This is a genomic window from Blastococcus jejuensis (assembly GCF_039534705.1).
Classification (GTDB): Bacteria; Actinomycetota; Actinomycetes; order Mycobacteriales; family Geodermatophilaceae; genus Blastococcus_B; species Blastococcus_B jejuensis.
Genome location: NZ_BAAAVV010000001.1, coordinates 237386 through 250543 on the forward strand (window position 1 = coordinate 237386; position 13158 = coordinate 250543).

The window sequence follows — 13158 nt, forward strand, 5'->3', positions numbered from 1 at the left end:
AAGGAGAAGCGGGCCACCAGGTTGATCCACACCAGCAGGCCGACGGCACCGCCGAAGGCGGACGCCGTCACGCTGTCGGAGATCAGCGAGAGGTAGAACCCGCCGATCAGCTTGAGCACCTCCAGACCCGCCGAGCCGAAGAGCGCGCCGGGCAGCAGCCGCCGAAGCGGGTGCGAGACCGACGGCACCACGCGGAGCAGCCAGAGGAAGACGACGGTGTCGGCGGCGATCGCCAGGCCGATGCCGAGCACCCAGGTGAGCACCCCGTAGCCGGGCTCGTCGGCCAGTCCCAGCAGGTTCAGCACCCACGACGTCGCCTGGGTGACCCCGCCGGTGAGCCCGAGGCTGGCCAGGCCCACCACGCCGAGAGCCACGAGCGCCACGAGGTCCTGCAGGTTGTCGCGGAGGACGTCGGGCTCGTCGACGTGCCCCTTCCAGATCCGCTCCATGCCGATCCGGAGCTTGTCCATCGTCCGCAGGCCCGCGTAGAGGAACCCGGCCAGGGCGATCAGGCCGAGGAATCCCGCGCCGTCGATGGCGCCGTCGAGCTGCCGGGCCAGCTGCCGGCCCAGCGTGCCCGGGAACGCGTCGCGGATGGCGCTGAACAGCTGCAGCTGGAGCAGGGCGTTGCCGGAGAGCACCAGGCCGATGATCGAGGCGACCAGCAGCAGCACCGGGAACAGGCCCAGGAACGCGAAGTAGGTGACCCCGGCCGCCATGAGGTCACCCTGCGTGCGCTGGTAGCGGCCTCCCGCACGGGCCAGGTGGTCGAACCACGCCCAGCGCCGGCGCAGGGCCCGGAGGCGGGCGTCGAACCAGGTCCAGGCACGCGTGAACCACGGCTCGCGCTGCGGCGGGTCGGAACTCACCGCCCGAGTCTGCGGCCTCCCGGCGACGGCCGCTCGGGACCGTCGGCGCAGGTCAGTGAGCCGATGAGCTCGGCGGACCGGTCAACGGGTACTCGCGGGCCACGGCCCACGCCCCGCTGGGGGTCTGCTCGTACTCGGTGAAGTGCGCGACGTGGAACTCCGCCGACAGGTCGGCGAGCCCGCTGTAGGCCAGCTCGAGCATGTCGCCGGTCACGTCGTGCGCCACGGTGACGTGCGGGTGGTACGGGAAGGCGAGCGACCGGGCCAGCGGGCCGCGGCGGACGTCGTTGGCGATCAGCTCGCAGTTGCCGATCCCCCGCGCGACGGCGACGAACACGACGTCGGAGACCGGCGTGAACGTGCCCGTGCCCGACAGGTGCATGTCGAAGGGCGCGTGCGAGCGGGCGACCTGGGCCAGGTGGGCGCTGATCATCGTCCGCTCGGTGCACGCCACCTCCGTGGGCGGCAGCAGCGTGACGTGCGGGGGCACCACGTTGGCCTGCGGATCGCCGACCTTGGCCCGCCAGTCGACCAGCAGCTGCGCCCACGGCTCGGGCACGGGGACGACGACGCCGATCACCGCTGTCTCGGGCGGCGCGCTGCGCCGCGGCACGAACGTGTCGTCGTTCATGCCCGTCCGTCCGCCGAGGGGAGGAAGCCCACGCGGTCGTACACGGTCGCCACCGTGCGCGACGCGACCTCCCGGGCGCGCTGCGCCCCGTCGGCCAGGACCCGCGTGAGCTCGGCCGGGTCGTCGAGCAGCTCCTGCGTCCGGTCGCGGACCGGCGTCACGAAGTCGGTGACCACCTCGGCCAGCTCCTTCTTCAGGTCGCCGTAGCCGCGACCGGCGAAGCGCTCCTCGAGCTCGGCGACCGACTGCCCGGACAGCGTGCTGTGGATGGTCAGCAGGTTGGTCACGCCCGGCTTGTTCACCGGGTCGGCGACCACCTCGCGCCCGGTGTCGGTGACCGCCGAGCGGATCTTCTTCGCCGTCACCGCGGGGTCGTCGAGCAGGTTCACGCAGCCGGCGGGCGGCAGGCTCTTGCTCATCTTCTTGTCCGGCTGCTGGAGGTCGAGAACCTTGGCCGCACCCGGGGGGATGTGCGCCGAGGGGACGGTCAGCGTCGCGCCGTACCGGCTGTTGAACCGGGTGGCCAGGTCGCGGGTCAGCTCGAGGTGCTGGCGCTGGTCCTCGCCCACCGGGACCATGTCGGCCTGGTAGAGGAGGATGTCGGCGGCCTGCAGCACCGGGTAGGTGAACAGCCCGACCGAGGCACCCGACGCCCCCTCCCGCTGGCTCTTGTCCTTGAACTGCGTCATCCGGCTCGCCTCACCGAAGCCGGTCATGCACTCCAGCACCCACGACAGCTGCAGGTGCTCGGGGACGTGGCTCTGCACGAACAGCGCACTGCGCGTGGGGTCGACGCCGAGGGCGAGCAGCTGGGCGGCGGACACGAGGCTGTTGCGGCGCAGCTCGGCGGGGTCCTGCGGAACGGTGATGGCGTGCAGGTCGACGACGCAGTAGAACGCCTCCGTCGTGTCCTGCAGGCTCACCCACTGGCGCAGCGCGCCCAGGTAGTTGCCGAGGTGGAAGGAACCCGCCGTCGGCTGGATGCCGGAGAGGACACGGGGAAGAGGCACGGCAGCCATCAAACCAGCCGGGGGCCGCCCCCGCGCCGGGCTCCCCCTTCCCGGTGACCCGCCCCGACGCACTCGCCGACCGACCCATGTCCGGACATGCAGGTCAGCGGACCGGCACCGTGGCCCGCACGGCGTCCCAGGCGGCGAGGAACACGTCGTTCTCCTCGGGGGTGCCGATGCTCACGCGGATGCCCTCGCCCGCGAAGGGCCGGGTGATCACCGCTCGGCCCTCGAGCGCCTGCGCCGTCGCCACGGTCGCCTCGCCGAGCGGGAGCCAGACGAAGTTCGCCTGGCTGTCCTCGACCGGCACACCGCGCTCCCGGAGGGCGGCGGTCAGCCGGTCCCGCTCGCCGACGACGGCGGCGCAGCGCGCCCGGACCTCGTCCTCGCTGGCCAGCGCGGCCACCGCCGCGGCCTGGGCCAGCATGTTGACGCTGAACGGCACGAACGTCTTGCGCACCGCCTCGGCGACGGCCGGGTCCTCGGCGATCAGGTAACCGACGCGCAGCCCGGCCAGCCCCCAGGCCTTCGAGAAGGTGCGCAGCACGACCACGTTCGGCCGGCCGCGCATGACCTCCAGCCCGTCGGGGACGTCGGGGTCGGTGACGAACTCGCGGTACGCCTCGTCGAGGACGACGAGGGTCTCGGCGGGAACGGCGTCGAGGAACGCCTCGAGCGGGCCGCGGCGGACCGCCGTCCCCGTGGGGTTGTTCGGGTTGCAGACGAAGACCAGCCGCGTCGTCTCGTCGATCGCGGCCAGCAGCCCGTCGAGGTCGTGGGTGTCGGCCGGGCCGCCGGGCCGCCCCGGGACCAGCGGCACTTGGATCGCGCGGGCGCCGGCGACCTGGGCGAGCAGCGGGTACATCTCGAAGGAGCGCCAGGCGAAGGCCAGGCTGGTGCCGGGGTCGCTGAACGACTGGGCCAGTTGCTGGCAGAGCATCACCGCGCCCCCGCCGGTGGCGATCTGCTCCGGCGCGACGCCGTACCGGTCGGCGAGGGCGCGGGTGAGGACGACGGCGCCGTTGTCCGGGTAGCGGTTCGTCTCGCCGGCCGCCTCGGCCAAGGCGCGGACGACGGCCGGAAGGGGTGGGAAGGCGACCTCGTTGCTGGCCAGCTTCACCGCGCGGTCGACGCCGATCTCCCGGGCGAGATCGGCCGGGTTGCGCCCGGGCTTGTAGGCCGGCAGCGCCTGCACCGCGGCGCGTGGGGTGACCACGACGTCCCTACCTCCTGCCTGCCGCCCTCTTAGGGTGGCACTCATGCGCGTTCTCGTCGCCGGTGGAGCCGGCTACATCGGCAGCGTAGTGACGACGGCGCTGCTCGCCGACGGCCACGAGGTGACGGTGCTCGACGACCTCTCGACCGGTCACGCCGACGCGGTGCCGGACGGGGCGACGCTGGCCGAGGTGTCGCTGCACGACTCGGCGCCGGTGCTCGCGGAGGTGCGCCCGGAGGCCGTGCTGCACTTCGCCGCCAAGAGCCTCGTCGGCGCGTCCCAGCAGCACCCCGAGGAGTACTGGTACGCGAACGTCGGCGGGTCGCTGGCCCTGCTGGAGTCGATGCGCGCGACCGGCTGCCGGCGGATCGTCTTCTCCTCCACGGCGGCGACCTACGGCGAGCCGGAGACGGTGCCGATCCGCGAGGACGCCCCGACCCGGCCGACCAACACCTACGGCGCCTCGAAGCTCGCCGTCGACCACATGCTGACCTCCTACGCCGTCGCGCACGGGTTCGCGGCGGTGAGCCTGCGCTACTTCAACGTGGCCGGCGCGGCCTACGGCCTCGGCGAGCGGCACGCCACGGAGACCCACCTGATCCCGCTCGCCCTGCAGGTGGCGGCCGGGCAGCGCGAGTCGCTGACGATCTACGGCCAGGACTACCCGACCCCCGACGGCACCTGCATCCGCGACTACGTCCACGTCGGCGACCTCAGCGACGCCCATCTCCTGGCGCTGCCCGCCCCGGACGAGGGCGAGCACCGGATCTACAACCTGGGCAACGGCACCGGGTTCTCGGTGCAGCAGGTCGTCGACGCCGTCCGCGAGGTCACCGGCCACCCCGTGCCGGTGACCATCGGCGAGCGGCGGGCGGGTGACCCCGCGCAGCTGGTCGCCGCCAGCGACCGGATCCGCACCGACCTCGGCTGGGCGCCGAAGCACACCGACCTGGTCGGCATCGTGCGCGATGCGTGGGACGTGCAGAAGGACCGTTAGCCGGCGGTGGCGTCGCGGTCGGCGTCCTCCCCGTCCTCGGCGGGCTCCGGCGCCGGACCGACCCGCAGGCGGGCGATCCGGCGGCCGTCGAGCTCGAGCACCTCGACGTCGCGCCCCTCGACCTCGATCCGGTCGCCCACCTCGGGCAGGCGGCCCAGCTCGGCGAGCACGTAGCCGGCGACCGTCTCGTAGGGCCCCTCGGGCAGTTCCAGCCCGGTCACCTCGGTGAAGTCGTCGAGATTGAGCAGGCCGTCGACCTCGCGGGGGCCACCGGGGGGCTGCTTGCCGTCGGGCTCGACCTCCGCGTCGTACTCGTCGTAGATCTCGCCGATGACCTCCTCGATGAGGTCCTCGAGGGTGACGATCCCGTCGGTGCCGCCGTACTCGTCGACGACGATCGCGAGGTGGTGGTTCTCCCGGCGCATCTCGCTGAGGGCGGTGAGGACGCCGGCCGTGCCGGGCAGGCTCTTGACCTCGCGGGCCAGGTCGCCGACGGTCGCGGCGCGACCGGCCGGGTGACTGGGGAGGAACAGGTCGCGCACGTGCACGAAGCCGACGACGTCGTCCTGGTCGCGGCCGGCGACCGGGAACCGGGACCAGTTGGAGTCGGCGACCTGCTTGGCAGCGCGGCTGGCGGTCATCGACGCGTCGAGGAACGAGACCTCGGTGCGCGGCGTCATCACCTCGCGGACCTCGCGCTCCCCGGCGCGGAAGACCTCGTCGATGAGCCGCCGCTCGTCACTGCTCAGCGACTCGTGGGCGGCCACGAGGTCGCGCAGCTCCTCCTGGCTGATCGACTCGCCGCTGACCTTCGGGTCCCCGCCGAGCAGCCGGACCAGCACGTTGGTCGACTTCGAGAGCAGCCAGATGACCGGCCGCGACAGCGTCGCGATGGCGTTCAGCGGCGCGGCCACGATGAGCGAGAAGCCCTCGGCCCGCTGCAGGGCGAGCCGTTTGGGGGTCAGCTCGCCGACCACCAGGGACAGGTAGCTGATCGCGATCGTGACCAGGACCAGCGCCAGCGTCCCCGACAGCCCCTCGCTGACGCCCCGAGCCACCAGCCAGTCGGCCAGGGGCCGGGACAGAGTGCTGGCGCCGAAGGCGGCCGAGAAGAAGCCCGCGAGGGTGACCCCGACCTGGACTGCGGAGAGGAACCGGTTCGGGTCGCTCAGCAGCTTCTGCACGGCCTGACCGCGGCGCCCTCCGCTCTCGGCGAGCGCGCGGACCTGGGACTCGCGAAGCGAGACCAGCGCGATCTCCGCGCCCGCGAAGAAGCCGCCGATCACGATGAACGCCACGACCATGACGATGTTGAGCCAGACGTCGCTCACCGGCGGCGTGCTCCTCAGGGGGGTCTCGGGGGGTGGTGCGGGTGCTTCGGACCCGCCCCATGGTGCCTGGTCGGGGCGCCGGAGGGGCAGGCCGCACCGGAGCGTCGCCCCCGGGCGGGTGGGATGTGACCCCGATCACCCGGGACTGACGGTGACCTTGCGAGTACCGATAGTCTCGTCGCGGTAACGATTCGTGATTCGCAATCCGGTGAGGTCTCCCGTGCACCACCGTCCCTCGGGGCCCCCGCTCTCCGCCCGCGTCCAGGGCGCGCTCACCCGATGGTCGCTGCTCGTGCGCGCCGCGCTCCGGCGCGCCGTGCCGGCACGTCCGGGTCGCTTGGCGCTGGGCGCCCTGGTGACGACGACGGTGGTCGGTCTGGTCCTGGCGATCCCCGTCGTCTCCGGGATCGGCCCCGGGACGTCGTCGGTGATCCTGGACGCGTCGTCCTCGTCGTCGGCGCCCGGCTCCGGCTCCGGCGACTCCCCCGTCGTCATGGGTGTCGACGGTGAGCCGCCGACGTCGGCGGCCTTCGCCGGGGTGCACACCTCGGTCACCGTCGCGACCACGCCGCCGACGACGACCACCGGCGCGGACACCGGCTCCGGCACCTCGTCGTCCGCCTCGAACCGGGACGTCGTCGCGGCCCCGGGCACCACCGGATCGGCGCCCGCGCACAGGCCGGCCACCAACGGCGCGACGACCGCCCCGCGACCGCCGGCCACGTCGCCCGCCGGCTCACCGTCGTCGTCCGCCGGCTCCCCGGGCACCGGGACGACGTCGCCGGGCACGAGCGACCCCGTGGTCCTGCCGGCGGAACCGGCGGAGGCCCCTCCCGCGGAGCCGGACGCCTCCGACCCGGTGTCGGAGGCCGTCGCGCTGATCAACGCCGAGCGGACGGCGGCCGGCTGCGCCGCCCTGGTCGCCGATGCCGGACTCGCGGTGGCCGCCGGAGCGCACAGCGCGGCGATGAGTGCCACCGGCGTCCTCGGTCTCGACGGCCTGGACCTGGCCGGCCTCGGCGGCGCGGCGGCGGTGGCCGCGGGCCGGCCGACCGCGCAGTCCGCCGTCGCCGGCTGGCTCGCCGATCCGGCCGACAGCGCGACCGTCCTCGACTGCTCGCGGACCTCGATCGGCGTCGGCGCTGTCGACGGCTGGTGGACCGCGCTGTTCGCCTGAGCCTGCCCGCGGCGAGGGGTCCGGACTTTCGGTGAGGGCACGAGCACGGTTAGTCTTGGCGCGGTAACGATTCGTAATCTTCTCTGCGAGGTCCCACCCGTGCACCACCGCGCCCTCCGTCCGCGCCGGTCCTCGCGCCTGCCTGGCGTCTCCGCCCCCTCTCCGCAGCGGGCCGGCCGCCGCGCTCGGCTCGCCCTGGGAGCCGCCCTCACGCTGGGCGTGACCGGCCTGGTGCTGACCGCGCCGGTCATGTCGGCCTCCGGGGACCGGACGGCATCGATCTCGCTGGACTCCACGGCGTCCCTTCTCGCGGAGGACGTGCCCGACACGTCCACGAGCGCGGCCCCGGCGACGACCACCGCGCCCCCGGCGTCCACGACCCCCGCGCCGTCGACCCCGGCGCCGTCACCCGAGGCACCGTCCCCTCAGGCTCCGCCGGCCGAGGCGCCGCCGGCTGCGGGGTCGGCACCCGCGGAGGAGGCGCCGGCCGCGGCCGCTGCGGCCCCCGCCGCGCCTCCGGCCGCCCCCGGCCCCGAGGGGCAGGTGCTGGCGTTGGTGAACCAGGAGCGCGCCGCCGCCGGCTGTGCGCCGCTGGCCGCCGATGCCGGTCTGGCCGCGGTCGCGCGGGCCCACAGCGCCGACATGCGCGACCGCGGCTTCTTCGACCACGTCAACCTCGACGGCCTGGATCCGTTCGACCGCGCGGACCGCGCCGGCGTCAGCGCGCGTGCGGAGAACATCGCCCGCGGCCAGCAGGACGCCGCGGCGGTGATGGCCGGCTGGATGAACAGCGCCGGGCACCGGGCGAACATCCTCGACTGCAGCCTGACGCGGCTCGGCGTCGGCGTCGTCGACGGCTCCGGCGGCCCCTGGTGGACCCAGCTCTTCGGCTGAGGAAGGGCCCCGCGCCCCCTCCCCCGACGCTTGAGCCGCGCTCATGCGCATGGATGCGGTAATCGGCGCCGGACAACCGCATCCATGCGCATCTCAGCGGTTCGCCGCGGACCGGTCCCCGAGACAGCGAACGGCCCCCTCACCCGTGCCGGGCGAGGGGGCCGTTCGGTCGGCCCTCCTGCAGGGGCCCGCCGCGAGCGTGCGAGCGGTGGGGGGCAGGAGGGTCCTTTCTCAGGCCATGGCCTTCTGCAGGTTGGTGTCGATGGCCGCCAGGAAGTCCTGGGTGGTCAGCCACGGCTGGTCCTTGGAGATCAGCAGCGCCAGGTCCTTGGTCATCTGGCCGCTCTCGACGGTGTCGATGCAGACCTTCTCCAGGGTCTCGGCGAAGCGGGTCACCTCGGGGGTGTTGTCCAGCTTGCCGCGGTGGGCCAGGCCCCGGGTCCAGGCGAAGATCGACGCGATCGGGTTGGTCGACGTCTGCTCGCCCTTCTGGTGCTGCCGGAAGTGGCGGGTCACCGTGCCGTGCGCGGCCTCGGCCTCGACCGTGCGGCCGTCGGGGCTCATCAGCACCGAGGTCATGAGACCCAGCGAGCCGAAGCCCTGGGCGACGGTGTCGGACTGCACGTCGCCGTCGTAGTTCTTGCACGCCCAGACGTAACCGCCCTCCCACTTGAGGGACGCGGCGACCATGTCGTCGATCAGCCGGTGCTCGTAGGTGATGCCGGCCACCTCGAACTTGTCCTTGAACTCGGCCTCGAAGACCTCGGCGAACAGGTCCTTGAACCGGCCGTCGTAGGCCTTGAGGATCGTGTTCTTCGTCGACAGGTAGACCGGGTACCCGCGCTGCAGACCGTAGTTCATCGAGGCCCGGGCGAAGTCGCGGATCGAGTCGTCGAGGTTGTACATCGCCATCGCGACACCGGCGCCCGGCGACTGGAAGACCTCGTGCTCGATCGGGGCGGACCCGTCCTTCGGCGTGAAGGTGATCGTCAGCGTGCCCTCGCCCGGGAACCGGAAGTCGGTGGCCCGGTACTGGTCGCCGAAGGCGTGGCGGCCGACGACGATCGGCTTGGTCCAGCCCGGCACCAGCCGCGGCACGTTGGACATGATGATCGGCTCGCGGAAGATCACGCCGCCGAGGATGTTGCGGATCGTGCCGTTCGGGGAGCGGTACATCCGCTTGAGGCCGAACTCCTCGACCCGCGCCTCGTCGGGCGTGATCGTGGCGCACTTGACGCCGACGCCGTGGCGCTTGATGGCCTCGGCCGCGTCGACCGTGATCTGGTCGTCGGTCTCGTCGCGCTTCTCGATGCCGAGGTCGTAGTACTCGAGGTTGACGTCGAGGTACGGGAGGATCAGCTGGTCCTTGATGAACTGCCAGATGATCCGGGTCATCTCGTCGCCGTCGAGTTCGACGACGGTGCCCTCGACCTTGATCTTGCTCACGTCAGGTGGTTCCTCTCAGGAGTTGCAGATCAGAGATCGGCTACGTCGGCCTGCTTGGCGCGCACGGCCTCGGCCGCCTCGCGCAGCCCGGCCAGCTCCGTCTCGGACAAGTCGCCCTCGACGACCTTCTTCACGCCCTCGCGACCGATCTCGGCCTCGACGCCGAGGTACACGCCGGAGATGCCGTACTCGCCGTCGACCCAGGCGCAGACCGGCATGACCGCGCCGGAGTCCTCCATCACGGCGCGGGCCATGCGGGCCGCGGCGGCCGACGGCGCGTAGTACGCCGAACCGGTCTTGAGCAGGGCGACGACCTCGGCCCCGCCGTTGCGGGTGCGGTCGACCAGGTGGTCGATGCGGTCCTGCGCCATGACGTCGGACAGCGGCTTGCCGTCGACGGTGCAGCGCGAGGGCACCGGCACCATCGTGTCGCCGTGCGAGCCGAGGGTCAGCGTGCGCACCGAGCTCACAGGGACGCCGAGTTCCTCGGCCACGTTGTTGGTGAAGCGCGCGGTGTCGAGCATGCCCGCCTGACCCATGACCCGGTGCTTCGGGAATCCGGTGGCCAGCTGCGCCAGCGCGGTCATCTCGTCCAGCGGGTTGGACACGACGATGATCACGGCCTCGGGCGAGGTGCGCGCGATGTTCTCGGCGACGTCGCGGACGATCTTCGCGTTCGTCTCGATGAGATCCATCCGGCTCATGCCGGGCTTGCGCGGGAGGCCCGCGGTGATCACCACGACGTCGGAGTTCTCGGTGCCCTCGTAGGAGCCCCCGCCGACGCCGACGATCTTCGTCTCGAAGCCCTCGATCGGCCGCGACTGGTTCATGTCCAGCGCGATGCCCTCGGGCTTGCCCTCCACGATGTCGGTGAGCACGACGGTCTCGAAGATGTCGTACTCGGCCAGTCGGAGGGCCGTGGTCGAGCCGTAGAAACCGGCGCCGACGACGGTGACCTTGCCGTTCCGCGAACTCTCAGCCATGACGGTCAACCTATCGGTGGATCCAGGCCCTCGCCCGCCCGGGTCGGGCGCCCCGAGTCAGGCGGACGGGATGGCGAGAGCGATCACCGTCAGCACGGCGCCGGCACCGCCCAGCAGGACGACGTCGACCGGCCGGCTGCGGACGGCGAGGAATCCCACCCGGCGCACCGGGAGGAGCAGCCGCAGCAGCGCGGCACCCACGAGCGCCAGCCCGATGACGACGAGGCCCCGGCGCCAGTACTCCAGGGTGACCAGCAGCAGCCCGATGCCGACGGCGACCAGCACCGCGAACAGGGGCAGCTGGCGGACCACCCCGGCGAGGAAGGGCCGCCGGACGTAGAGCGGCGGGCGGGTCATGCCCGGCTGGGCAGCGCCGTCGTCGGGTGCGCGGCGGCCTGCTGCTCGGCGGCGGCGACGACGTTGGCCAGCAGCATCGCCCGGGTCATCGGCCCGACACCGCCGGGGTTGGGGGCGACGTGGCCGGCCACCTCGAGGACGTCGAGGGCGACGTCCCCGGCGATCTTGCCGTCGACGCGGCTGACCCCCACGTCGAGGACGGCGGCCCCCGGCTTGACCATGTCCGCGGTGACCAGGCCGGGCACCCCGGCAGCCGCGACGACGATGTCGGCGCCGCGCACGTGCGCGGCGAGGTCGCGCGTGCCGGTGTGGCACAGGGTCACGGTGGCGTTCTCGCTGCGGCGGGTCAGCAGCAGGCCGAGCGGGCGACCGACGGTGATGCCGCGGCCGATCACCACGACCTCGGCGCCGGCGATGGGGACGCCGTAACGGCGGAGCAGCTCGACGATCCCGACCGGGGTGCACGGCAGCGCGCCCGGCACGTTGAGGACCAGGCGGCCCAGGTTGACCGGGTGCAGGCCGTCGGCGTCCTTGGCCGGGTCCATGGCCTCCAGGACGACGGACTCCGAGATCTGCGGCGGCAGCGGCAGCTGGACGATGTACCCGGTGCAGGCGGGGTCGGCGTTGAGCTCGGCGACCACGGCGAGGACCTCGTCCTGGGTGGCGGTGGCCGGCAGCTCGCGTTGGATGCTGGCGATGCCGACCTGCGCGCAGTCGGAGTGCTTGGCGTTGACGTACCAGCGGCTGCCCGGGTCGTCGCCGACGAGCAGCGTGCCGAGGCCGGGCCGGCGGCCGGCCTGGGCCAGCACCGACACGCGCTCGGTGAGCTCGCCGCGGATCGTCGCTGCCGTGGCCTTGCCGTCGAGGATCGTCGCGGGCACGACCGACAGTGTGCAGGAGAGACCCCCGCGACCGGCGCTGCGGTCCTAGGCTCCGCAGGCGGGAGGCGACTCCCCCGTGCCTGCCGATCGCCGAGGAGTGCACATGACCGAACGTGACCAGACCCCGCCCCACGGCAGCACGGCGGTGGGCGGGCAGCCGGCGTACACGCCGCCCTCGGAGGCGCACGGGGTCAGCTCCGGCGCCCACGGCCCGGTCGGTGCGAGCGAGAACTACTACACCGCGCCCAAGTACACGACGACGCCGATCGCGCAGCGCCGGCCCGACGCGTTCGCCGCCCTGCTGCTCGTCCTGGCCGGGGTGGCCGCCGCGGTCAGCCTGCTGCTGCGCTGGGTGAACGGCGCGAGCGAGTCCGGCCTGGACCTCGTGCGCGACGGGTTCGACCGGTGGGGGGAGAGCTTCGGCGATGTCTTCAGCTCGGGCTTCTGGCAGCCGTTGACGATCGTGCTCGGCGGCGGGGTGCTGTTCGTCCTCGGCCTGCTGATGTTCGTGCCGGCCAAGACGCACCGTTTCCTCGGCATCCTGGCGCTCGTCGTGAGCCTGGCGGCCGCGGCGGCGGTGCTCGTCCCCCTCGCCGACGCCGGCTTCGACTTCAGCGAGTTCGACCTGGGCTTCTGGTTCGCCATCGCCGTCCCGGCGCTCGGGCTGCTCGGCAGCCTCAAGGCCCTGCTGAGCGGTCCCAAGTACGCCAGCACGGCGCCGCTGACCTAATCCGCCACCTGGGCGCCGTGGGCGGCGGCGAACTGGACCGCCTGCATCAGGTCGATCCGCACGCCGGTGAGTTCGAACGCGCGCCAGTTCACCTCATCGGTCCTGGCGCCGCGCAGGTCGGCGCCCCGCAGCTTGGCGTTCTGCAGGCGGGCGCGGTCGAGGTCGGCGTGGCTCAGGTCGGTACCGCGCAGGTCGGCGTCGGTCAGATCGGCCTCCCGGAACCGCTGACCGGTCAGGACGAGCGCCGACAGGTCGGCGCCGCGCAGCGACGTGTAGCTCCAGTCACTGCCGGTCGAGGTCATCGGCCGCAGCTCCGCGCCCGGGAACTGCGAGCCGGTGAGCTTGCAGCCCTCCCACGTGACGTCGAACAGCCGCGCGCGGTCGAACCGGCAGGACAGGAACGCCGAGCCCAGGTGCCGCGAGCCGCCGAGCCGCACCCCGGTGAGCACGCACTGGTCGAAGACGCACCGCCGGGTCACCAGCTCCTCGAGCCCGGCGTCGTCGAACCGGCAGCGGGTGAACGTGACCCCCTCCAGCTCGGCCCCCCACCAGTCGACCCGCGCGAGGTCGAGGCCCTCGTGCTCGGTGCCGCTCTCCGGTGGCCGCACGTGGGGTCGCGAGCTGATCAACGCCCCA

Annotated in this window: 13 protein-coding genes and 1 pseudogene; 4 read left to right on the forward strand and 10 right to left on the reverse strand. The window is 73.0% G+C overall.

Features of this window, described 5'->3' with window-relative positions:
* Positions 1–29 precede the first annotated feature (29 nt).
* The 4 genes and pseudogenes from ABD644_RS01055 to hisC all read right to left on the reverse strand — a co-directional run.
* Positions 30–719, reverse strand: a pseudogene (locus ABD644_RS01055) (YihY/virulence factor BrkB family protein); the annotation flags it as partial.
* Between the two features lie 202 nt (positions 720–921).
* A complete protein-coding gene (locus ABD644_RS01060; RefSeq protein WP_344686626.1) occupies positions 922–1500 on the reverse strand; it encodes a 2'-5' RNA ligase family protein in 579 nt (192 codons plus the stop codon).
* The gene (gene trpS, locus ABD644_RS01065) at positions 1497–2519 is read right to left on the reverse strand and encodes a tryptophan--tRNA ligase (RefSeq protein WP_344686627.1); all 1023 of its coding nucleotides are present in this window, start codon (positions 2517–2519) and stop codon (positions 1497–1499) included. The genes ABD644_RS01060 and trpS overlap by 4 nt, the downstream gene beginning before the upstream one ends.
* Positions 2520–2613: 94 nt before the next feature.
* Positions 2614–3726, reverse strand: a complete 1113-nt coding sequence (gene hisC, locus ABD644_RS01070; protein WP_344686628.1) for a histidinol-phosphate transaminase — start codon at positions 3724–3726, stop codon at positions 2614–2616.
* 43 nt (positions 3727–3769) lie between these two features.
* Here hisC and galE point away from each other — a divergent pair, with 43 nt between their 5' ends.
* Positions 3770–4723 (forward strand): UDP-glucose 4-epimerase GalE, encoded by a 954-nt coding sequence (galE, locus tag ABD644_RS01075; RefSeq protein ID WP_344686629.1) that lies wholly within the window; start codon positions 3770–3772, stop codon positions 4721–4723.
* Here galE and ABD644_RS01080 read toward each other — a convergent pair.
* Entirely contained in the window at positions 4720–6054 is a 1335-nt protein-coding gene (locus ABD644_RS01080) for a hemolysin family protein (RefSeq protein ID WP_344686630.1), read from the reverse strand. The genes galE and ABD644_RS01080 overlap by 4 nt on opposite strands.
* Before the next feature lie 220 nt (positions 6055–6274).
* Here ABD644_RS01080 and ABD644_RS01085 point away from each other — a divergent pair, with 220 nt between their 5' ends.
* Together ABD644_RS01085 and ABD644_RS01090 are read left to right on the forward strand one after the other, a co-directional pair.
* A complete protein-coding gene (locus tag ABD644_RS01085) occupies positions 6275–7231 on the forward strand; it encodes a CAP domain-containing protein (protein WP_344686631.1) in 957 nt (318 codons plus the stop codon).
* 219 nt (positions 7232–7450) lie between these two features.
* A complete protein-coding gene (locus ABD644_RS01090) occupies positions 7451–8125 on the forward strand; it encodes a CAP domain-containing protein (protein WP_344686632.1) in 675 nt (224 codons plus the stop codon).
* Between the two features lie 231 nt (positions 8126–8356).
* On the opposite strand, the gene ABD644_RS01095 is transcribed toward ABD644_RS01090, so the two are convergent.
* The 4 genes from ABD644_RS01095 to ABD644_RS01110 are packed head-to-tail and all read right to left on the reverse strand — an operon-like array spanning position 8357 to position 11792.
* Positions 8357–9571 (reverse strand): NADP-dependent isocitrate dehydrogenase, encoded by a 1215-nt coding sequence (locus tag ABD644_RS01095; protein WP_344686633.1) that lies wholly within the window; start codon positions 9569–9571, stop codon positions 8357–8359.
* Between the two features lie 29 nt (positions 9572–9600).
* Positions 9601–10554 carry a malate dehydrogenase gene (mdh, locus tag ABD644_RS01100; RefSeq protein WP_344686634.1) on the reverse strand — a complete coding sequence of 318 codons (954 nt, stop codon included), beginning with the start codon at positions 10552–10554 and terminating at the stop codon, positions 9601–9603.
* A 57-nt stretch (positions 10555–10611) separates the two neighbouring features.
* Positions 10612–10911, reverse strand: coding sequence for a DUF3017 domain-containing protein (locus ABD644_RS01105; RefSeq protein ID WP_344686635.1), 300 nt, complete (start codon positions 10909–10911; stop codon positions 10612–10614).
* A complete protein-coding gene (locus ABD644_RS01110; RefSeq protein ID WP_344686636.1) occupies positions 10908–11792 on the reverse strand; it encodes a bifunctional methylenetetrahydrofolate dehydrogenase/methenyltetrahydrofolate cyclohydrolase in 885 nt (294 codons plus the stop codon). The genes ABD644_RS01105 and ABD644_RS01110 overlap by 4 nt, the downstream gene beginning before the upstream one ends.
* A 103-nt stretch (positions 11793–11895) precedes the next feature.
* Here ABD644_RS01110 and ABD644_RS01115 point away from each other — a divergent pair, with 103 nt between their 5' ends.
* Positions 11896–12522 (forward strand): hypothetical protein, encoded by a 627-nt coding sequence (locus ABD644_RS01115; protein ID WP_344686637.1) that lies wholly within the window; start codon positions 11896–11898, stop codon positions 12520–12522.
* On the opposite strand, the gene ABD644_RS01120 is transcribed toward ABD644_RS01115, so the two are convergent.
* Positions 12519–13130 (reverse strand): pentapeptide repeat-containing protein, encoded by a 612-nt coding sequence (locus ABD644_RS01120; protein ID WP_344686638.1) that lies wholly within the window; start codon positions 13128–13130, stop codon positions 12519–12521. The genes ABD644_RS01115 and ABD644_RS01120 overlap by 4 nt on opposite strands.
* Positions 13131–13158 lie beyond the last annotated feature (28 nt).

Coding starts and splice junctions, on each gene's coding strand:
- ABD644_RS01105 (WP_344686635.1), bottom strand. CDS start 10,911: ATGACCCGCCCGCCGCTCTACGTCCGGCGGCCCTTCCTCGCCGGGGTG.
- mdh (WP_344686634.1), bottom strand. CDS start 10,554: ATGGCTGAGAGTTCGCGGAACGGCAAGGTCACCGTCGTCGGCGCCGGT.
- ABD644_RS01115 (WP_344686637.1), top strand. CDS start 11,896: ATGACCGAACGTGACCAGACCCCGCCCCACGGCAGCACGGCGGTGGGC.
- galE (WP_344686629.1), top strand. CDS start 3,770: ATGCGCGTTCTCGTCGCCGGTGGAGCCGGCTACATCGGCAGCGTAGTG.
- trpS (WP_344686627.1), bottom strand. CDS start 2,519: ATGGCTGCCGTGCCTCTTCCCCGTGTCCTCTCCGGCATCCAGCCGACG.
- ABD644_RS01060 (WP_344686626.1), bottom strand. CDS start 1,500: ATGAACGACGACACGTTCGTGCCGCGGCGCAGCGCGCCGCCCGAGACA.